The organism is Allobosea sp. LC85 (assembly GCF_000735605.1).
GTDB lineage: Bacteria > Pseudomonadota > Alphaproteobacteria > Rhizobiales > Beijerinckiaceae > Allobosea.
In genome coordinates, this window is record NZ_JPKG01000027.1 from 204,597 (window position 1) to 224,582 (window position 19,986).

Below are 19,986 nucleotides of genomic sequence, written 5' to 3' on the forward strand. Positions count from 1 at the left end.
CGAGCTGCTCGGTGACCAGCTCGGCCGTTAAGCCGGTTTGGTCTCGTCGCCGGCTTCGTCAAGCTGCGCCTTGCGATACCGCGCGAACTCCTCTTGCGCCACCATGGCAACGAGCAGGATCGGAGTCGAGAGCACCGCGCCGACCGGCCCCCAGAGCCAGAGCCAGAAGATGAAGCCGATGAAGACCAGGAAGGGCGACACCGTCAGCTTGCCGCCAACGAAGATCGGCGTGATCGCATTCCCTTCGAGAAGATGGAGCACATAATAGGCGGCCGCCGGCCAGACTGCGATGAGGAGCGATGGCGCATCGAGCAATGCGCCGGCAAACAGCATCACCGTGACGATGATCGGACCAATGAAGGCGAGATAGTTGAGGAGGAAGGCAAGTGCGCCCCAGAACACCGGGAAGGGAAGCCCCGCGAGCCAGGCGATCGCCATCGAGGCCAGGCCCATGCCGAGGTTGATCAGCGTGACAAGGCCGAAATAGCGGGCCACCCGCACTTCGATCTCCTCGAAGAAGGATCCGGCGGATCGGCGTGCGCCATGGCCGAGGCAGAGCCTGAGAACGCGCGCCTTGAAATGTCGGCGTGTCGCCAGCCAGAAATACACCGTCGCCACGAAGATCAGCAGCCCGCCGGCAGCAGTGGAGGAACCGAGCGCGATGTCGAAGAGCGGGTTGCCTTGTGAGACGTTCAGTTCAACGCCGCTCTTGCCGGAGAGACTGGCTGCCGTCTTCTTGAATTCGTCCATGAAGACAAGAACGCCGGCGAGCTTTGAGCGCAGCCCGGCCAGCATGGCCGGGAACTGATCGATCCAGGTTGCGATCGGCACCGCCAGCACGGTCAGAGAACCCAGCAGCAGCAGCACGCCGACAAGGACCACGAGGAAGGCCGCCAAGAGCTGCGGCACGCCATGGCGCACCAGCCAGTCGACGACCGGGCCGAGCACAAGGCCGAAGATCACTCCCGCAGTGACCGGCAGGGCGATGACCTTGGTGATGGAGAGTGCCGCGGTGGCCAGGATCACGAAAATGCCGACGATGGCATAACGCAGGATCAGGTCATGCTCATGAGGCGTGACGCTGCGGCCATTGTCTTCCTCGACGACCTCAGGCTCCGCCATGTAGCGCGGAAAAGGCCTCCAGGCCGAGTTGCTGAGCATGTAGCGCTTCCCCCCGCGCCCCCAAGGCACGACGGAACGATAACGTCACTGCGGCCGCTCTGGTTCCGGTTCGGTTGTGCCGGTGCTCAGTGTGCTTCGTCCCAGTTGCCGGCTGCGCGGGCATCGACCTGGAGTGGCACCCGCAATTGCACCGCCGGGTGCGGCGCCTCGACCATCACCTTGGTGATCACCGGCAGGGTCGCCTCGACCTGAGCGTCTGGCACCTCGAAGACGAGTTCGTCGTGCACCTGCAGCAGCATGCGGGCGTCGAGCCTGGCCTCAGTCAGCGCCCCTTCCATCCGGATCATGGCGCGGCGGATGATGTCGGCAGCTGAGCCCTGGATCGGTGCGTTGATCGCCTGCCGCTCGACGAAGGCGCGCTCGGATGGGTTCTTCGAGGCGACGGCCGGGAAATGGCAGACGCGGCCGAAGATCGTGGTGACATGGCCGTTCGCCCTGACCGTCGTCTTGGTCTGATCCATATAGTCGCGGATGCCTGGGAAGCGCTCGAAATACTTGCGGATATAGGCGCCCGCCTCCTCGCGCCCGATGCCGAGCTGATTGGCGAGGCCGAAGGCCGAGATGCCGTAGATGATGCCGAAATTGATGGCCTTGGCGCGGCGGCGCACCTCGCTCGGCATGCCTGCGACCGGCACGCCAAACATTTCCGACGCGGTCATGGCGTGGATGTCGATGCCGTCGGCAAAAGCCTGCCGGAGCTGCGGGATGTCGGCGATATGGGCGAGAAGGCGCAGTTCGATCTGGCTATAATCGGCCGAGATCAGTTTGTGACCCCTCTCCGGAATGAAGGCGGTGCGGATCTTGCGGCCGGCCTCGGTGCGGATCGGGATGTTCTGCAGATTGGGCTCCGAGGAGGAGAGCCGACCCGTCGTCGTCGCGGCCAGGGCATAGGACGTGTGCACCCGGTTGGTCGCCGGGTTCACGTAGGCTGGCAGTGAATCGGTATAGGTTGATTTCAGCTTGGCGAGCTGGCGCCATTCCAGGATCTTCGACGGCAGCGGATGGCCCTGCTCCGCGAGATCTTCCAACACGCCGGCGCCCGTCGCCCATTGCCCCGTCGCGGTCTTCTTGGCGCCCGCGAGGCCCATCTTGCCGAACAGAATGTCGCCGAGCTGCTTCGGGCTGCCGATCGTGAACTTCTCGCCGGCGAGTTCGTAGATCTCGTCCTCGAGGCGCGCGAGCCCTTGTGCGAAATCACCCGAGAGCCGCGACAGGATCTGACGGTCGATGGCGATGCCGCGGCTTTCCATGCGTGCGAGCACGGCGACCAGCGGGCGCTCGAGTGTCTCGTAGACCGTGATCTTGCTCTCGGCCGTCAGCCGCGGCCTCAGCGTGCGCCAGAGCCGCAAGGTGACGTCGGCATCTTCTGCAGCATAGGCGGTCGCCTTCTCCAGATCGACCTTGTCGAAAGTCACCTGCGCCTTGCCGGTGCCCGCGACCTGCGAATAGGGGATGGTCTCGTGGCCCAGATGCAGCTCCGAGAGCTTGTCCATGCCATGGCTGTTATTGCCGGCATCGAGCGCATAGGAGATCAGCATCGTGTCCTCGATCGGGGACATTGCGAGCCCATGACGCTGCAGGACGAGAAGGTCGTATTTCAGGTTCTGACCGATCTTCAGCACGCCGGCATCGGCTAGCAGCGGCTTCAGCGCCGCGATTGCGTCGGTGAGCGGAATCTGGCCATCCAGCATGCCGCCGCCGAACAGGTCGGTGCCGCCGCGATGCTGCAACGGGACATAGCAGGCCCGGCCGGGCGCGACGGCGAGCGAGATGCCGACGAGATCGGCCTGCATCGCATCGAGCGAGTTCGTTTCAGTGTCGAGCGCGACCTGGCCGGCCTCATAGGACCAGGCGATCCAGCGCTGGAGATCGGCGAGCGTGCGCACACATTCATAGGTCGAGCGGTCGATCGGCTGCTTCGCGACCTCGTCGCGCCGCTGCGCCACGAGATCGGCCGGCTTCATCCAGCCATCCGCAACGGCTGCTCGGGCGGCTGGTGCCTGTCCTGAGCCCGGAACAGCGGCCGTTCCGCCGGTCGTGGCAGCGATGGCGTCACCGGCCGGTGCATCCGTGCCGGCGTAGAGCGCCTTGAGTTCGGCTGCGCGCGATCCACCCGGCGCCAGCGCCGGGTCAGGGTCGACCGCTGCGACATCGACCTCGTAGGCCTCGGCAACGCGCTTCGTGATCGTGGTGAATTCCATGGCCTTGAGGAAGGCGACGAGCCTGGCCGGATCGGGCTGGCTCAGTGTCAGGTCGGCAAGCGGCGTCTCGACCGCGACATCGTCGACCAGAGTGACGAGCTTGTGCGAGATGCGGACCTTCTCGACCACGTCGGGGTTGGTCAGCGTCTCCCGGCGCTTCGGCTGCTTGATCTCGCCGGCGCGCGCCAGCAGCGTCTCGAGATCGCCGAACTCGCCGATGAGCTGGGCAGCGGTCTTGATGCCGATGCCGGGCGCGCCCGGCACATTGTCGGTCGCATCGCCGGCAAGCGCCTGCACGTCGACGACCTTGTCGGGCGTCACGCCGAAATACTCGACCACCTCGGGCTCGCCGATCTTGCGCTCGGCACGAAAGCCCTTGCCCTTGGAGGCATCCCCGGAGGCAGGATCGTACATGGCGACGCCCGGCCGGACGAGCTGCATCAGATCCTTGTCGGCCGAGACGATCAGCACGTCGGCGCCGGCCTCGCGCGCCTGTTTTGCATAGGTCGCGATCAGATCGTCGGCCTCGTAGACATCCTGCTCGACCGGGATCAGGCCAAAGGCACGCACCGCCTCGCGCATCAGCGGGAATTGCGGGATCAGGTCAGCCGGAGGCTCGGAGCGGTTGCCCTTGTAGGCCGGGTAGAGCGCCTTGCGGAACGAGTTCTCGGTCTTGTCGAAGACGATGGCGAGGTGGGTCGGCTTCACGCCGAGCACGCCCTCGCGCACGAACTGGAAGAGCTTGGTCGCAAACAGCCTGACCGCGCCGGAGGGTAGCCCATCCGAGCGCGAAAGATACTTCCGGTCCTGATTGATCGACTGGAAATAGGCGCGGAAGATGAAGTTGGAGCCGTCGACGAGAAAGAGATGGTCGCCGGGCTTGAGGTCTGGTGCGGTCGTGCTCATGGCGCGGACCTTATGCGGGGCGCGCGGCCGGGTCCATTGCATCCGGGGCGCGATTCGCAGCAAGCTGCGCCAAAACACGTCAGGAGCGAAACGTCATGAGTCCCTACGTCACCATGCCTCTGGTTTTCGAGGGTGTTCCCGAGGATCAGATGCAGGGGCGCGCCGAGGCCTTCCTCGCCCGCATGCGCAAGCGCCGCACGGTGCGCGACTATTCGCAGCGGCCGGTGCCACGCGAACTGATCGAGATGGCGGTTCGCGTTGCCGGAACCGCTCCGTCCGGCGCGAACCAGCAGCCCTGGACCTTCGTCTGCATCTCCGATCCCGAGCGCAAGAGGCTGATCCGCGAGGGAGCGGAAGAGGAAGAGCGCGCCTTCTATGCCGGTCGTGCCGGCGAGGAGTGGCTCGATGCGCTTTCTCATCTTGGCACCGACGACAACAAGCCCTTCCTCGAAAAGGCGCCCTGGTTGATCGCGATCTTTGCGCAACGCTGGGGCTATGATGCGCAGGGCCGCAAGGTGAAGCACTATTACGTTCCGGAATCGGTCGGCATCGCGACCGGCTTCCTGATTGCGGCGCTGCACGATGCCGGGCTCGCGACCCTGACCCATACGCCGGCGCCGATGAATTTCCTGAACGAGATTTGCGGGCGGCCCGACAACGAGAAGGCGCTGATCCTGCTCGTCGTCGGCTATCCCGCCGACGATTGCGTCGTTCCCGCGATCGGCAAGAAGCCGCTGGAGGAGATCGCGAGTTTCCTGTGAGGGCGGCGGACCTTGATGCTGGCGACTTCGGCGAGCATCAAGGCCCTGAACACGGGCCTCGACCGGCGAGGACGTGCATGGTCGGGGCAAGCCTGGCCATGACGGGACATGGCTCGGCCCAAAGCCTCCGGCAGCTTATGCGGTGATTGCGTCGATCTCTGCCAGCTCCTCGGCGTTGAGCTTCCAGCCCGCAGCCTTCACATTGGCTTCGATCTGCTCGGGCCTGGTGGCGCCCGCGATCACGCTGGAAACGACCGGCTGAGCCGCCAGCCAGGAGAAGGCCAGCTCGACCATCGTCTTGCCGTGCTTCTCGCAGAAGGCGGAGAGCTTCTCGGTCTTCTGCCAGTTCGCCTCGGTCAGGACCTCGTTGGCGCGCTGGGCCTCACGCGTCATGCGCGCGCCGTCCGGCATCGGCTGATTGCGCTTGTACTTGCCGGTAAGCAGGCCATTGGCGAGCGGGAAATACGGCAAGAGCCCCATGCCAAAATGACGTGCCGCCGGAATCAGCTCCTTTTCCGCGCCGCGGACCAGCAGGCTGTATTCATCTTGGCAGGAGGCAAAGCCTTCGATGCCATGGTTGCGTGCCGTCCAGTAGGCATCGGCGACCTGCCAGCTCGGCAGATTCGAGCAGCCGATATAGCGCACCTTGCCCTGCCGGATCAGGTCCTCGAGCGTACGCAGCGTCTCCTCGATGGGGGTCAGCGGGTCCGGCCGGTGGATCTGGTAGAGGTCGATCCAGTCCGTCTTCAGCCGCTTCAGCGAGGCCTCGACGGCCTCCACGATATAGCGCCGGGAGCCGCCCTTCTTGATGCCCTCGGCATCCATGTCCATGCCGAACTTGGTCGCCAGCACGATGTCCTTGCGGCGCGCTCCGAGGAGTTCGCCGAGAGCCGTCTCCGAGCCGCCCCGGGCGCCATAGATGTCGGCGGTGTCGAACAGGGTGATGCCGCTCTCGATCGCCTTGTCGACGACCTTGCGGGCCGCCTCGAGATCGATCCGGCCGCCGAAATTGTTGCAGCCGAGGCCGACGAGCGAAACGCGCAGGCCGGTATGGCCGAGATTGCGGGTAAGCATGATGTGATCCTCCCAGAGAGGGCGGCAGAGGATCAGAGCCAAGGCGAGGTGGCAATCGCCGCTATCGTCATTCGCGGGCTGCGCGAGGCGCAGGTTCGAAGAGGTCCACGAATGCCAGGCCGTTCACAACGAAAAATGGCCGGGCGAGGGGCCCGGCCATCGTGCAGTAGCCGTTACGCCACTGCTTCCTTTTGCTTCTGGGAGCGCTTGCGCTCGTTGGGGTCGAGCACGCCCTTGCGCAGGCGGATCGACTTCGGCGTCACCTCGACCAGCTCGTCGTCGTCGATCCAGGCGAGCGAACGCTCCAGCGTCATCCGGATCGGCGGCGTCAGGCGCACGGCCTCGTCCTTCGAGGTGGTGCGGATATTGGTGAGCTTCTTGCCCTTGAGCACGTTCACCTCGAGATCGTTCTCGCGGGTGTGCTCGCCGACGATCATGCCCTGATAGACCTTCCAGCCGGGCTCGATCATCATCGGGCCGCGATCCTCGAGGTTCCACAGCGCATAGGCCACGGCCTCGCCAGTCTCCATCGCGATCAGCACGCCGTTGCGGCGCCCGCCGATCTCGCCCTTGTAGGGCAGATAGTCATGGAACAACCGGTTCATGATGGCGGTGCCGCGGGTGTCGGTCAAAAGTTCGCCCTGATAGCCGATCAGGCCGCGGGTCGGAGCGTGGAAGACCAGACGCAGGCGGTTGCCGCCCGAAGGCCGCATCTCCAGCATGTCGGCCTTGCGTTCGGACATCTTCTGCACGACGACGCCGGAATGCTCCTCGTCGACGTCGATCACGACCTCTTCGATCGGCTCGAGCAGCTGGCCGTCCTCGCCGCGCTTCAGCACGACGCGGGGGCGCGAGACGCCGAGCTCGAAGCCCTCGCGGCGCATCTGCTCGATCAGGATGGCAAGCTGCAATTCGCCGCGGCCGGAGACGATGTAGCTGTCCTTGTCGGTGGCTTCCTCGACCTTGAGCGCGACATTGCCCTCGGCCTCCTTCAGGAGCCGGTCGCGGATGACGCGGGTCGTGACCTTGTCGCCCTCGGTGCCGGCCAGCGGCGAATCGTTGACCATGAAGGTCATCGAGACGGTCGGCGGGTCGATCGGCTGCGCCTTGATCGCGGTCTCGACCGACGGATCGCAGAAGGTGTCGGCGACCGAGCCCTTCACCAGGCCGGCGATCGAGACGATGTCGCCGGGAATGGCTTCCTCGATCGGCGTGCGCTCGAGGCCGCGGAAGGCCAGGATCTTGCTGATGCGGCCGGTCTCGACGACGGTGCCGTCGCCCGACAGCACCTTGATGGTCTGGTTTGGCTTGGCAGTGCCGGAGACGACGCGGCCGGTGATGATGCGGCCGAGATAGGGATTGGCCTCGAGCAGCGTGCCGAGCATCCGGAACGGGCCTTCCTCGATGCGCGGCTCGGGCACATGGCTGAGGATCAGGTCGTACATCGGGGCCAGGCCCTGGTCCTGCGGACCTGCCGGATCATGCGCCATCCAGCCCTGCTTGCCCGAACCGTAGAGGATCGGGAAATCGAGCTGCTCGTCATTGGCGTCGAGCGCGGCGAAGAGATCGAAGACCTCGTTGATGACTTCCTGGACGCGGGCGTCGGGCTTGTCGACCTTGTTGATCGCCACGATCGGACGCAGGCCGAGCTTCAGCGCCTTGGAAACCACGAACTTGGTCTGCGGCATCGGGCCCTCGGCCGCGTCGACCAGCACGATGGCGGAGTCGACCATGTTCAGGATGCGCTCGACCTCGCCGCCGAAATCGGCGTGGCCTGGGGTGTCGACGATGTTGATACGCGTATCCTTCCAGACCACCGAGGTGGCCTTGGCCAGGATGGTGATGCCGCGTTCCTTTTCGAGCTCGTTGGAATCCATCACGCGCTCGATCACGCGCTGGTTTTCGCGATAGGTACCCGACTGCTGGAGCAGCTTGTCGACCAGTGTCGTCTTGCCATGATCGACGTGGGCGATGATGGCGATATTGCGCATGGACATGCGTGGGGTACCTTTTCAGGACCGCGAGCCGGCGCGGAAAGCCCGGCCGGCGCAGTTCACTTTCGTATGGGGTTCTGGAATTCGTTGCGCTGCACATAAACGCTAGAGGGCGTTTGGGCAACCTTGATCGACAGCCGCCCGGCAACAGGGGCAGCGCTGGCGCGTGAATCTCAGCGGGCGGGGGGCCTGCAATTGCCGCCAGACCCAATAGGAATAGCTGAAGGTTCCGGCGATCAGGATGGCAAGGCCGAGCAACGTGGCTGTGGCCAGGACGAGAGGCGCCGCGGCGCCAAGCGAGAGGCCGACGAGGGCAAGGCCGAGGCAGACGGAGCCCCAGCCGTAGAGCCTGTGGGTCCTTTGCCAGATCCGCTCGTCCGACAGCGTCCACGGCGTTCTGACGCCAAATAGCAGCATCGAGCGCGTCTTGCCTGCGACATTGCCGGTGGCGATCAGGAAGAGGCCGAGCATCGCAGTCACCAAGCGCGGAACATCGGCCGCAAATCCGAGCGCGTGGGCAATCAGAAGCGCGTGGCACGCAGCGAGCACGAGCACGACGGCATTCCAGGTCGCGGTGTAGGCCTTGCCGGAGCGGGCAAGGTTGCCGGCGCGCGGCTCCAGTTGCGGAAGCAGGGCAAACAGCACGGTGACGAGCGCTGCGATGGCGGGCAGGCTCAGGAACGCCATCCAAGGCTCGGCGAAGCCATCTGGCTGGCCATCGATTCCGAAATGAATGGCGATCCGGGCATCAGGCGACACGTGCATCAGCGCAACGGCCGACGCGGCCAGCATGCTGCAGAGGACGACAAGGCTCAGGGTCATGGCGGAGCGGATCATGATTGAGCGTCCTTTGCGGTGGCCGTGCGAGGCCTGGGTTCGAGAGCGAGGCCGAAATGGTCGAGGAACAGGCACATCGCCTCTTCCAGCACGGACAGGTTCAGGCGGTAGGTGATGGTGGTGCCGAGCTTGTCGCTCTGGATCAGGTCCGCCTCTCGCAATACAGCGAAATGGCCGGATAAGGTGGGTTTGGCGAGGTTGAAGCGGGCGGCGATCTCTCCGGCCGTCATGTCGCGCTCGCGCAGCAGCCGCAGGATTTCACGGCGTGTCGGGTCGGAGAGGGCTTTGAAGACCAAATTCATTTTCGTTATTTAGCAAATTACCAAAATAGACGCAAGCGCCGCTGCTTGCCTATGCCGCCATGACGGTGGCTCGCAGCAGCCGGATCACCCTGCCGGCGTGTCCTCGGCGTCGAGCAGAATCTGCCTGCGCTCGGCCACGGCGCGCCCGACCTGATCCATGGCCAGCCGATAGGCGGCGAGGCCGCTGGCGTCGACGTGGCCACTCGAAAAGCTCGAGAGCACTTCGGCCAGGATCGCATCGGCCGTGCGCTCGAAATCCTGGAGGGCGGTCTGGTCCTGTTCGGAGCGGATGGCCGAGAGCATCGCGACAAGCCGGTCGAGCCCCGCCATGGCCTTGCGCCGGCGCAGCGCGCTGTCATGGCTGAGCAGGCCGGCGAAGCCGGTGCCAAGCAGCGAGAGCGCCATCACGCCCAGATAGAACCAGTCGCCATAGCGCTCGAAGAAGGTTTCCTGATCGCCGTCGATGAAGGCGGCCGCGCCAGGATGAACCGGCAGCGGCGTGTCCTTGTCGGTTGAAGGCGTTTCCAGGCCCTGTATCGAAGGGAGTTCGGCTGCCAGCGTCAGCCGCAGCGCGAGCAGATCCTTGACCAGATCCCCGACAATGGTGTCGTCGAGGCTCTGGGCGGCAACCAGTCGCGAGGTGACGGAGATCGTCGTCAGGCTCTCCGAGGGGCGTGGCGGGTCTCCGCCGAGTGCTCCGCGCACGATCACCCCGGTTTCGATCGATCTGTGGCGGGCGGTGATCGCATCCGCGGCACTGATCGGGATGAGGACCGGGTCGTCTCCCCAGGCCGATTTGAGTTTGCTCAGGCCGTCATTGTTGATGCGTGAGCCGACGGCGTTAATCGAAAAGAAGGCATCGATCCTGCGCTCGCGGGCAGCGGGTACGATTTCCTCGGAGGTCAGCCCGACGATCTCGACCTCCTCCGGCGTGACCTCGTATTGCGCCAGCACGCGCTTGAGCAGCGTGATATTGCCGGCCGGATTGCGCACCACGCCGATCCTGTGTCGGCGCAGATCGGCGATACGCCCGATCGCGGTTTCCTTGTTGGTGATCAGGAAGGGAAAGGTGCGGCGCGTGATCAGGGCCGTGTCGGCGTTCTCCGGCAGGGCGATATCGGAGCGGATGATGGCGAGATCGGCCTGGCCATTGTCGACGCGCTTGGCGCTCTCCTCGGAGCCGTCCGTCAGGATCAGGCGCAGCCGGATCGAGGATTTTTCGCGACTGAGCCCCTGCACGAAGCCAGCGGCCATGCGCGCGTCTTCCGATCCGAGCGGACCGACGGCGAGCCTGAGCGTCCGCGGTTGGTTCAGGACGTAGAAGGCCGAAGCGGCGACGCCGAAGATCGCCAGCAGGCCCGCCAGAGCCATGAAACCGCGCCGCCCCATGCCGGACCAATCCTGACCGTTCTGCCGCCGCCCCCGCGACGAACTTGGCTTCGCTTGTGATCATGTCGCAAGTGGGGCGCGCCGCAAGAGGGCATGGGCGGGCGAGGACACGGAGGTTGCCGGGCCCGTTGCAGATGTCCTATTGCCGGGGAATGTCGCAAAGCCCCGATGCCTTCACGATCAAGATTTGCGGTCTCTCCACGCGTGAGACGATGGCGGCGGCGCTCGCTGCCGGTGCCGACATGGTCGGGCTTGTCTTCCACCCGAAGAGCCCGCGCTTCGTCGATATGGCTCGTGCGGTTGCGCTCGCCGAGATGGCGCGCGGCCGCGCCGAGATCGTGGCCCTGATCGTGGATTACGATGTGGCGCGGGCAAGGGAACTCGCAGACACGCTCAGGCCGGACTGGCTTCAGCTGCATGGCAGCGAGACGCCGGAGCAGGTGCTGGCGCTCAAGGCTGCGACCGGGCTTCGCATGATGAAGGCGCTTGGTGTCGCTTCGCCGTCCGACCTTGCCGCCATGTCGTCTTATGTCGCCGTGACGGACCGCATCCTGCTCGATGCCAAGCCGCCGAAGGATGCCGCCTATCCGGGCGGCCATGGCCGGCCCTTCGACTGGACGATCCTGTCCGGCCTCGACCCGGCTTCGCGCTTCATGCTATCGGGCGGCCTCGATCCGGCGAATGTTGCCGATGCCATCCGCATTGCCCGGCCTGCCGGGGTCGATGTGTCGTCCGGCGTCGAAGGCGCCCCCGGCGTCAAGGATATCGGCCGGATCAGGGATTTCATCGCTGCCGCGCGTCAGGCGGCGCAGGATTTGAAGAAGGCAGGCCCGACATGAACGCGCCCCGCAATCCGAATACCTTTCGTTCCGGGCCCGACGAGAACGGCCGTTTCGGCATGTTCGGGGGTCGTTTCGTCGCCGAAACGTTGATGCCCCTGATCCTGGAGCTCGAACAGGCCTATGACGCCGCCAAGGTCGATCCCGCCTATCACGCCGAGATGGCCGGCGGCCTCAAGCACTATGTCGGCCGGCCGTCGCCGCTCTATCTGGCTGAGCGCCTGACAGATCATTTCGGTGGCGCAAGGATCTATCTCAAGCGCGAAGAGCTGAATCACACCGGCTCGCACAAGGTGAACAACGTGCTCGGCCAGATCCTGCTGGCGCGGCGCATGGGCAAGAAGCGCATCATTGCCGAGACCGGCGCCGGTCAGCACGGCGTCGCCACCGCGACGCTGTGCGCGCGTTATGGCCTCGAATGCATCGTTTATATGGGCGCGGTCGACGTCGCCCGTCAGGCGCCGAACGTCTTTCGCATGCAGATGCTGGGCGCCACCGTGGTGCCGGTCGAATCCGGAACCAAGACGCTCAAGGATGCGATGAACGAGGCCTTGCGCGACTGGGTCACCAACGTCGCGACGACCTTCTACTGCATCGGTACGGTGGCCGGCCCGCATCCCTATCCGGCCATGGTTCGCGACTTCCAGTCGATCATCGGCAAGGAAACGCGCGAGCAGATGCAGGAACTCGAGGGGCGCCTGCCGGATTCGCTGATCGCCTGCATTGGCGGGGGCTCGAATGCGATGGGGCTGTTTCATCCCTTCCTCGACGATCCCACGGTCGAGATCTATGGCGTCGAGGCGGCTGGGCACGGCATCCCGAGCGGCCTGCATGCGGCCTCGCTGACGGGGGGGCGGCCCGGCGTACTGCACGGCAACCGCACCTATCTGCTGATGGATGATGACGGGCAGATCAAGGATGCGCACTCGATCTCGGCCGGTCTCGACTATCCCGGCATCGGGCCGGAGCATTCCTGGCTCAACGATGTCGGCCGGGTCAAATACCTGTCCGCCACGGACGAGGAGGCGCTGGAGGCCTTCCAGCTCATCTCCAAGCTGGAAGGCATCATTCCCGCCTTGGAATCGGCACATGCGCTTGCTCGTGTAGCGGAGCTTGCGCCGCAAAAGCCGAAGGATCACCTCATGGTGGTCAACCTCTCCGGTCGCGGCGACAAGGATATTCCGCAAGTGGCGGAGATTCTGGCGGGACGGTGATGCCGGCCCGCCCGAAAGCCTGAGGATAAAGCGATGAAGAAGACGATCCTGCTCGCCGCCATGCTGGTTTTGTCGGGCCCCGTAATGGCCGAGACCGTGACTGCGTTGGCTCCCGCCGAGGGGATCGTCATCCGTACCGAGGGGGAGGTCAGGGTCAGGCCCGATATCGCCATCCTGCAGGCCGGGATCGTCAGCGAAGGCAAGACAGCCGCCGAGGCTCTTGCCCAGAACACGCCGGCGCTGGCCAGGCTGGTCGAGGCCGTCAAGGCTGCGGGCATCGCCCCGGGCGATCTGATGACCTCACAGGTCTCGCTGATGCCGCGCATGACGCAGCCTCCCGTGTCTCCAGGTCCGAAGCCGCCGCGCGCCGCCACGATCGACGGCTACGAGGCCCGCACCGGCTTGACCGTCACCGTGCGCGACCTCGCCAAGGCCGGACCGCTGATCGACGCCCTGGCCAAGGCCGGCGCAAACGAGATGTCCGGAATCAGCTTCGGGCTGGCTGATGAGAGCAAGGCCAAGGATACCGCCCGCCTCAAGGCGGCCGAAGTGGCGCGCGCGCGCGCCGAACTCCATGCCACGGCGCTCGGCGTGAAGGTCGGGGAACTGGTCTCGATCGTCGAGGCGGAAGCGGAGGTTCCGGGCCGCGGCGCGGGCGATGTCCGTGCCTTCCGCATGGCGGCTGGTGCTGCGCCGATTTCGATCGAACCCGGCGAGATCACCGTGACGAGTTCGCTGCGTACGGTTTGGCGGATCGCGCCCTGAGCCCTCGCCAGCCCGCCCCCTTCATGCTAACCGCACGCTCATGACAGAGACCGGCCAGACCCGCATCCAGTCCCGCTTCGCCGCTTGTGCTGCCCAAGGCCGGGCAGCACTGGTGACCTTCGTCACCGCTGGCGATCCGGATTTCGAGACCGCAAGCGCGATCCTCAATGCCCTGCCCGAGGCAGGCGCGGATGTGATCGAGCTCGGCGTGCCCTTCACCGATCCGATGGCTGACGGCGTACCGATTCAGCTTGCCGGCCAGCGAGCCTTGAAGGCAGGCCAGACGCTGAAGAAGACGCTCGCCATGGTCGAGGCCTTCCGCAAGGCCGGCCATGACACGCCGATCGTGCTGATGGGTTACTACAATCCGATCTGGGCCTATGGCGTCGGGCGCTTCCTGCAGGATGCGCGCCGGATCGGCGTCGACGGGCTCATCGTCGTCGACCTGCCGCCGGAAGAGGATTCCGAGCTCTGCCTGCCGGCCCTTCAGGCCGGAATCAGCTTCATCCGTCTGGCCACGCCGACGACCGACGACAAGCGCCTGCCGAAGGTCCTCAGCAACACCTCGGGGTTCGTCTACTATGTCTCGATGACCGGCGTCACCGGCGGCGCGATCGCGAGCTATGACGCGGTTGGCGATGCGGTCGCCCGTATCAAGCGTCACACGGACTTGCCGGTTGCTGTCGGCTTTGGCGTGAAGACGGCGGCCGATGCCGCGGCCATCGCGAAGGGCGCTGACGGGGTCGTAGTCGGTTCCGCTCTGGTCGAGCGGGTCCGCCTCTCGCTGGACACCGAGGGCAAGGCCACGGAAAAGACGGTTTCGGCGGTCATCTCGCTGGTCACGGAACTGGCTGCCGGCATCCGCACGGTCTCCAAGGCGGCCTGAGCCGGCCGCTCCAGTCACACGTTTCAAGGATGATCCGATGAACTGGATTTCCGAAGTCGTTCGCCCGCGCATCAAGACGCTGTTCAAGCGTGAGAGCCCCGAGAACCTTTGGATCAAGTGCCCTGATTCCGGGCAAATGGTCTTCCACAAGGACGTCGAGGCCAATGGCTTCGTCATTCCGGGCTCCGACCACCATATGCGCGTCACCGCGCAGGACCGGCTGCGCCTGACCTTCGACGAAGGCAAATGGGTCGATGTCCCGCTGCCGGAGGTCGCGGTCGATCCGCTGAAGTTCCGTGACGAGAAGCGCTATGTCGACCGCCTCAAGGACGCTCGCGCCAAGACCGGCGCAGCCGATGCCTTCAAGGTCGGCTTTGGCCGCGTCCAGGGCCTGCCCCTGACGATTGCCGTGCAGGACTTCCACTTCATGGGCGGCTCGCTCGGCATGGCGGCGGGCGAAGCCTTCATCAAGGGCGCCGAGACAGCGCTCGAGAAGAAGACCCCCTATGTCGTGTTCGCGGCCTCCGGCGGTGCGCGCATGCAGGAGGGCATCCTTTCGCTGATGCAGCTGCCGCGGACGACGGTCGCGATCAGGCGTCTGCGCGCGGCTGGATTGCCCTATTTTGTGGTTCTGACCAACCCGACCACCGGCGGCGTCACCGCGTCCTACGCGATGCTGGGCGACGTCCACATCGCCGAGCCTGGAGCCTTGATCGGTTTCGCAGGTCCGCGCGTCATCGAGCAGACCATCCGCGAGAAGCTGCCCGAAGGCTTCCAGCGCGCCGAATATCTCAAGGATCACGGCATGGTCGACATGGTTGTCCATCGCCACCACATTCCGGCGACACTGGCGCGGCTCGGCCGCCTGCTGACCAAGCAGTCCGAGCCGACTGCAGACGCCAAGCAGCCGGTCGGGCCCGTCCCCGAAGCGGCCTGACACGGATCACGAGACGGCCGGGGGCCGAACGCATCATGGGGTCTTCCGACACGCTGCTGGCGCGTTTCCTGGCGCTGCATCCCAAGCTGATCGATCTCTCGCTGGGCCGTATCCTGACCTTGCTGGAGCGGCTCGACGATCCGCACAAGCGCCTGCCGCCGGTGATCCATGTCGCTGGCACCAACGGCAAGGGCTCGACCATCGCCTTCATGCGGGCGATCCTCGAGGCGGCGGGTCTCAGCGTCCATGTCTACACGTCGCCGCATCTGGTGCGCTTTCACGAGCGCATCCGGCTCGGCCGGCCGGGCGGTGGTCGCTTCGTCGACGAGGCCGTGCTGGTCGAGGCGCTGGAGCGCTGCGAGCGGGCCAATGCCGGCGACCAGATCACCTTCTTCGAGATCACCACTTCGGCTGCCATGCTGCTCTTCTCGGAGCACAAGGCCGATGTTCTGCTGCTCGAGGTCGGCCTCGGCGGCCGCTTCGATACGACCAATGTCGTTGCGCATCCGGCCTGTACGGTGGTGACGCCGGTCTCGATGGATCACGCCGAGTATCTCGGCGATACCGTGACCAAGATCGCGGGCGAGAAGGCCGGTATCTTCAAGCGCGGAGCCCCGGCGGTGATCGCACCGCAGGAACCGGAGCCGACGGCCGTGCTGGAAGCTGCGGCCGAGCGCGCAGGCGCCTCGAAAATTCTGGTCGGCGCGCAGGACTTCAACATTCACGAGGCGGGCGGACGCCTGGTCTATGAGGATGGCGACGGCCTGCTTGATCTGCCGCTGCCGCGCCTCACAGGGCGTCATCAACACATCAATGCCGGTACGGCCATCGCGGCCTTGCGCGCAGCCGGTTATGGCGGCCTGCCGGCGCGTGCCTTCGAGCAGGGCATGCTCAATGCCGAATGGCCGGCACGGCTGCAAAGGCTGGCGCGCGGCCAACTCGCAGAACTCGTGCCCCCTGGCGCCGAGCTCTGGCTCGATGGCGGTCATAATCCCGATGGCGGCCGCGTTCTCGCGCAGGCCATGGCCGATCTGGAGGAGAAGAATCCGGCTCCGCTCGTCATGATCGCGGGACTGCTCTCGACAAAGGACGCGGTGGCGACGCTCGGGCATTTCAAGGGCCTGGCTCATGCGCTCTTCGCCGTGCCGATCCACAACCAGCTTGCCGCCCGCCCGGCCGAGGAGGTTGCGGCTCTCGCGCGCGGCGCCGGGCTGAATGCCGAGGTCGCGGGTTCCGTCGAGCAGGCGCTGCGCGAGATCGCGGTGCGGCCCTGGAGGGCGCCTCCGCGCGTCCTGATCTGCGGCTCGCTCTATCTGGCGGGCGAGGTACTCTCGGCCAACGGCACGCCGCCGGTGTGACACCGCAACAGATGGGGAGCGCGCGATGCAGGCCCGGCAATTTGGAGCCAATGGTCCTTCCATCCCCGTCATCGGGCAGGGTACCTGGAACATCGAACTCGCGGACCCTGCCGGCGCGGTGGCGGCTTTGCGTCGCGGACTCGACCTTGGCCTGCGCCATCTCGACACGGCTGAGATGTATGGCTCCGGTCGCTCGGAGGAGATTGTCGGAGAGGCCATCGCCGGGCGGAGAGACGACGTCTTCCTCGTCTCGAAGGTACTGCCGTACAACGCCTCTCGTGCCGGTACGCGCAAGGCCTGTGAGGATACGCTGAAGCGGCTCCGTACGGACAGGCTCGACTGCTTCCTGCTGCATTGGCGCGGATCATACGCGCTGGAGGAGACTTTCGCGGCCTTCGAGGACCTGAAGCGCGAGGGCAAGCTTCTATCCTGGGGAGTCAGCAATTTCGATGTCGATGATCTCGACGAGGCGCTCGCGATTGCAGGCGAGGGCGGCATCGCCTGCAACCAGGTGCTGTATCATCTCGGCGAACGCGCCATCGAGCATGAGGTGATCCCCTGGTGTGAGCGCCACGGCGTTGCGGTGACCGCCTACAGCCCATTTGGTCAGGATGATTTCCCCCTGCCCGCAAGCGCCGGCGGACACGTGCTCGCCGATGTCGCGATCTCGCACGGAGCAACATCGCGTCAGGTCGCGCTTGCCTTCCTGACCCGCCGCTCCCCGGTCTTCGCGATCCCGAAGGCCGCCACGGTCGAGCATGTCGAGGACAATGCCGGCGCGCTGCATCTGCGCCTGAGCGACAGCGAGATCGCGCGGATCGACGCTGCTTTTCCACGTGGGCCCAAGCCCCGCTCCCTGCCGATGCTATAGGGCCGTCTGCAGGCCAACCGACCTTGCGGAAACCAAGTTGTGGCTTTCTGCTTTACAACTGGGGGCTGACAGGCGTTTCCTAGAGTAAAGGCGGCGGAGCACTGCATCCGACAACGCCGAATTCTTGCAACGGTTGCGTCTTCAGGAGTGCTGTGATGCGTCGCGTCCTTGGCGTCCTCGCCGTATTGTTTCTTTCGCTTGCCGGCCTGGCTTCGGCCCAGGCCGGCGTTCAGGTTCGCGTCGACCTTGCCGCCCAGCGCATGCAGGTGACGACGACTGACGGAGAGATCTACAACTGGGCGATCTCATCCGGCCGCAAGGGTTTCCGCTCGCCCAACGGCGTCTATCGCCCGACGCGGCTGGAGCGGAGCTGGTACTCGCGCAAATTTGGCGGAGCGATGCCCTATTCCGTGTTCTTCCGCGGTGGCTATGCCATCCATGGCACGACCTCGGTGGGTGCGCTTGGCCGGCCGGCATCGCATGGCTGCATCCGCCTGCATCCTGCAAATGCTGCCAAGCTGTTCACGCTGGTCAAGAAGCACGGTGCCGGCCAGACGCGCATCGCGCTGAACGGGGCCAGCTCGGATGGGTTGTCGCAATTTGCCAAGGCAGGCGGTGCCAAGAGCAAGCTTGCAAAGGCTTCCCATAAGAACAAGGTCGCCATCGCACAGTCGAAATCCAACCAGCGGGCGGCAGCGATCGCGCATCAGCGCGGCGTGCCGAACTGGGATGCGGCGCGTGATCAGCTCTTCATGCGGCCGACCCTGCCGCCCAACGCCTATGGCTACCAGCCCTACCGGGCCGGGCCGACCTGGAGATAAGGCTTCAGATCGCCTCCACGGCGATCCGCATCCAGCCGCTGAGCGTCTCGCCCGGTTGAAGCCGCGTGAGCGGAGAGGCTGCACGCGCTGCAGTCTCGCTCGGCGAACCGATGGCGTGGCTTTGCGGCTCGACGCAGAGGAAGTCGGCGCCGGCAGGCGCCCATACGACCGGGCTGCGCAGCGTTTCGCTCGCCGTTACGGTAATGGCGACGCCGCGCGAAGGTGTTTCCATGCGCGCAATGCCATCCCAGCCGAGGAAGCTCCAGGCTGTTTCCGTCTCAGTTGCGAAGAGCGGGCCGGTTGCATAGGGGCCGCCGCCTTCGAGGTCTTGCGCGCCGCTCGCGCGGAAGCCGTTGCCGAGGATCAGCGCGCCCTCGGAGCACATCCTGAGGCGCGTATCCGCGGCCGCGGGAAACCAGGGATGCAGCCCGAAACCGAAGGGTAGGGCGACGTCCGCCTCGTTGATGATCGCAAGGGCGATGGTCATACCGGAATCGTCGAGGCTGATCTCCTGCCGCGCGCGGTAGCGGTAGGGGTCTTCACCGGTGCTGCGCCGATATTCCAGAACGGTATGGCCGTGGTCATACCGCACGACCTCCCAGGCCGACTGCCAGCCGAAACCATGAATGCTGCCGGTTCCCGCGGGATCGTTGGCCGGCACCCGAAAGCGCTGCTCGCCATCGTCGATGATGCAATCGAAGGCGCGATTGGCAAAGGGCAGCATGGCCCAGCTGCCGAAGCGATTAGGGGCTTCGGTCGAGGGCATCGCCCCCGCCGGTGCCCGCAGGAGCGAATGCAACTGCCCGTCAGGCGCGCGCCATTCGAGCGCGGTCACCATCGCGCCGATCTCGGGCGCGACCGCGGCGGAGAGAGGTCCGGACTGCAGGGCAAGCATCGTCATGTCCTCACTTGATCAGCGGGCGCAGCATCGCCTGCATCGAGCGCATGCGCGGCAGGAACTGCGCCACCATCTCCTCGGCCGAGGTTCGCTGCACCTGCCCGGAGATATTGAAGGCGGCAACGGTCTCGCCACGCGCATTGGCAAGGGGGAGTGCCATCGAGATCAGGCCGAGTTCAAGTTCCTGATCGACCACGCTGTAACCCTGTTCGCGCGCCGCCGCCAAGGCGGTCATGATCCGCTCGGGGTCTGTCACGGTATGGGGCGTCAGCGCTCGCGGTCGGCCGGCCAGAATCCGTTCGCGTGCCGCGTCCGATGGCAGCGCTGCGAGCAGGACGCGCCCCATCGAGGTGCAGAAGGCGGGCAGGCGCGAGCCGACGGAAAGGCCGACGGACATGATCCGCCTCTGCGCCGAACGCGCGATATAGACGATCTCGTGCCCGTCGAGCAGCGAAGCCGAGGAGGATTCGTGGGTTTCCTCGGACAACCGCTCCAGGAAGGGCTGGACGAGCTGGGGCAGGGCGCTGGAGGCCAGCCAGGCATGGCCGAGCCGGAGCACCCGCGGCGTCAGCCGGAAGAACTTGCCGTCGAATTCGGCGTAGCCGATCCTTGTGAGGGTCAAAAGGCAGCGCCGGGCCGCTGCGCGGGACAGCTCGGTGGCGCGCGCCACATCTGCGATGGTCAGCTTCTCATGTGCCGCGTCGAAGCATTCGATCACGGCCAGCCCCTTTTCCAGGGCGGCCATATGGTC

18 protein-coding genes are annotated in these 19,986 nt (G+C 65.6%); 9 read left to right on the forward strand and 9 right to left on the reverse strand.

Annotated features, from left to right (window positions below):
- Window positions 1-27: 27 nt before the first annotated feature.
- Together FG93_RS13155 and polA are read right to left on the reverse strand one after the other, a co-directional pair.
- Window positions 28-1,161: an AI-2E family transporter gene (locus FG93_RS13155; RefSeq protein WP_043234970.1), complete on the reverse strand. Its 1,134-nt coding sequence runs from the start codon at window positions 1,159-1,161 to the stop codon at window positions 28-30.
- Window positions 1,162-1,247: 86 nt separating this feature from the next.
- Window positions 1,248-4,289, reverse strand: a complete 3,042-nt coding sequence (gene polA, locus FG93_RS13160; RefSeq protein ID WP_043235137.1) for a DNA polymerase I — start codon at window positions 4,287-4,289, stop codon at window positions 1,248-1,250.
- Between the two features lie 95 nt (window positions 4,290-4,384).
- Between polA and FG93_RS13165 the strand changes: the two genes are divergently transcribed.
- Window positions 4,385-5,050 carry a nitroreductase family protein gene (locus tag FG93_RS13165; RefSeq protein WP_043234971.1) on the forward strand — a complete coding sequence of 222 codons (666 nt, stop codon included), beginning with the start codon at window positions 4,385-4,387 and terminating at the stop codon, window positions 5,048-5,050.
- A 135-nt stretch (window positions 5,051-5,185) separates the two neighbouring features.
- Here FG93_RS13165 and FG93_RS13170 read toward each other — a convergent pair whose 3' ends face one another.
- From FG93_RS13170 to FG93_RS13190, 5 genes are all read right to left on the reverse strand, one after another.
- Window positions 5,186-6,124 (reverse strand): aldo/keto reductase, encoded by a 939-nt coding sequence (locus FG93_RS13170; protein ID WP_043235138.1) that lies wholly within the window; start codon window positions 6,122-6,124, stop codon window positions 5,186-5,188.
- A gap of 173 nt (window positions 6,125-6,297) precedes the next feature.
- On the reverse strand, window positions 6,298-8,121 hold the full coding sequence (gene typA, locus FG93_RS13175; protein WP_043234973.1) for a translational GTPase TypA: 1,824 nt from the start codon (window positions 8,119-8,121) through the stop codon (window positions 6,298-6,300).
- A gap of 102 nt (window positions 8,122-8,223) precedes the next feature.
- Window positions 8,224-8,955, reverse strand: coding sequence for an SdpI family protein (locus FG93_RS13180; RefSeq protein ID WP_043234974.1), 732 nt, complete (start codon window positions 8,953-8,955; stop codon window positions 8,224-8,226).
- Window positions 8,952-9,257, reverse strand: coding sequence for an autorepressor SdpR family transcription factor (locus FG93_RS13185; protein WP_043234976.1), 306 nt, complete (start codon window positions 9,255-9,257; stop codon window positions 8,952-8,954). The genes FG93_RS13180 and FG93_RS13185 overlap by 4 nt, the downstream gene beginning before the upstream one ends.
- 84 nt (window positions 9,258-9,341) lie before the next feature.
- Entirely contained in the window at window positions 9,342-10,646 is a 1,305-nt protein-coding gene (locus FG93_RS13190; RefSeq protein WP_043234977.1) for a TAXI family TRAP transporter solute-binding subunit, read from the reverse strand.
- Window positions 10,647-10,798: 152 nt separating this feature from the next.
- Here FG93_RS13190 and FG93_RS13195 point away from each other — a divergent pair, with 152 nt between their 5' ends.
- From FG93_RS13195 to FG93_RS31825, 8 genes are all read left to right on the forward strand, one after another.
- On the forward strand, window positions 10,799-11,485 hold the full coding sequence (locus FG93_RS13195; protein ID WP_043234978.1) for a phosphoribosylanthranilate isomerase: 687 nt from the start codon (window positions 10,799-10,801) through the stop codon (window positions 11,483-11,485).
- Window positions 11,482-12,699 (forward strand): tryptophan synthase subunit beta, encoded by a 1,218-nt coding sequence (gene trpB, locus FG93_RS13200; protein WP_043234980.1) that lies wholly within the window; start codon window positions 11,482-11,484, stop codon window positions 12,697-12,699. Before FG93_RS13195 ends, trpB begins: the two co-directional genes overlap by 4 nt.
- 33 nt (window positions 12,700-12,732) lie before the next feature.
- The gene (locus FG93_RS13205; protein ID WP_043234981.1) at window positions 12,733-13,464 is read left to right on the forward strand and encodes an SIMPL domain-containing protein; all 732 of its coding nucleotides are present in this window, start codon (window positions 12,733-12,735) and stop codon (window positions 13,462-13,464) included.
- Window positions 13,465-13,504: 40 nt separating this feature from the next.
- Complete coding sequence (gene trpA / locus FG93_RS13210) at window positions 13,505-14,350, forward strand: tryptophan synthase subunit alpha (RefSeq protein WP_043234983.1); 846 nt, start codon at window positions 13,505-13,507, stop codon at window positions 14,348-14,350.
- A 37-nt stretch (window positions 14,351-14,387) separates the two neighbouring features.
- Window positions 14,388-15,287, forward strand: coding sequence for an acetyl-CoA carboxylase, carboxyltransferase subunit beta (gene accD, locus FG93_RS13215; RefSeq protein WP_043234984.1), 900 nt, complete (start codon window positions 14,388-14,390; stop codon window positions 15,285-15,287).
- 35 nt (window positions 15,288-15,322) lie between these two features.
- Entirely contained in the window at window positions 15,323-16,645 is a 1,323-nt protein-coding gene (locus tag FG93_RS13220) for a folylpolyglutamate synthase/dihydrofolate synthase family protein (RefSeq protein WP_043234985.1), read from the forward strand.
- A 25-nt stretch (window positions 16,646-16,670) separates the two neighbouring features.
- Window positions 16,671-17,516, forward strand: a complete 846-nt coding sequence (locus FG93_RS13225) for an aldo/keto reductase (RefSeq protein WP_043234986.1) — start codon at window positions 16,671-16,673, stop codon at window positions 17,514-17,516.
- 155 nt (window positions 17,517-17,671) lie between these two features.
- On the forward strand, window positions 17,672-18,337 hold the full coding sequence (locus FG93_RS31825) for a L,D-transpeptidase (protein WP_081881516.1): 666 nt from the start codon (window positions 17,672-17,674) through the stop codon (window positions 18,335-18,337).
- Window positions 18,338-18,341: 4 nt separating this feature from the next.
- On the opposite strand, the gene FG93_RS13235 is transcribed toward FG93_RS31825, so the two are convergent.
- The gene (locus FG93_RS13235; RefSeq protein ID WP_043234987.1) at window positions 18,342-19,238 is read right to left on the reverse strand and encodes a hypothetical protein; all 897 of its coding nucleotides are present in this window, start codon (window positions 19,236-19,238) and stop codon (window positions 18,342-18,344) included.
- Between the two features lie 4 nt (window positions 19,239-19,242).
- Window positions 19,243-19,980 (reverse strand): IclR family transcriptional regulator C-terminal domain-containing protein, encoded by a 738-nt coding sequence (locus tag FG93_RS13240; RefSeq protein ID WP_081881517.1) that lies wholly within the window; start codon window positions 19,978-19,980, stop codon window positions 19,243-19,245.
- Window positions 19,981-19,986 lie beyond the last annotated feature (6 nt).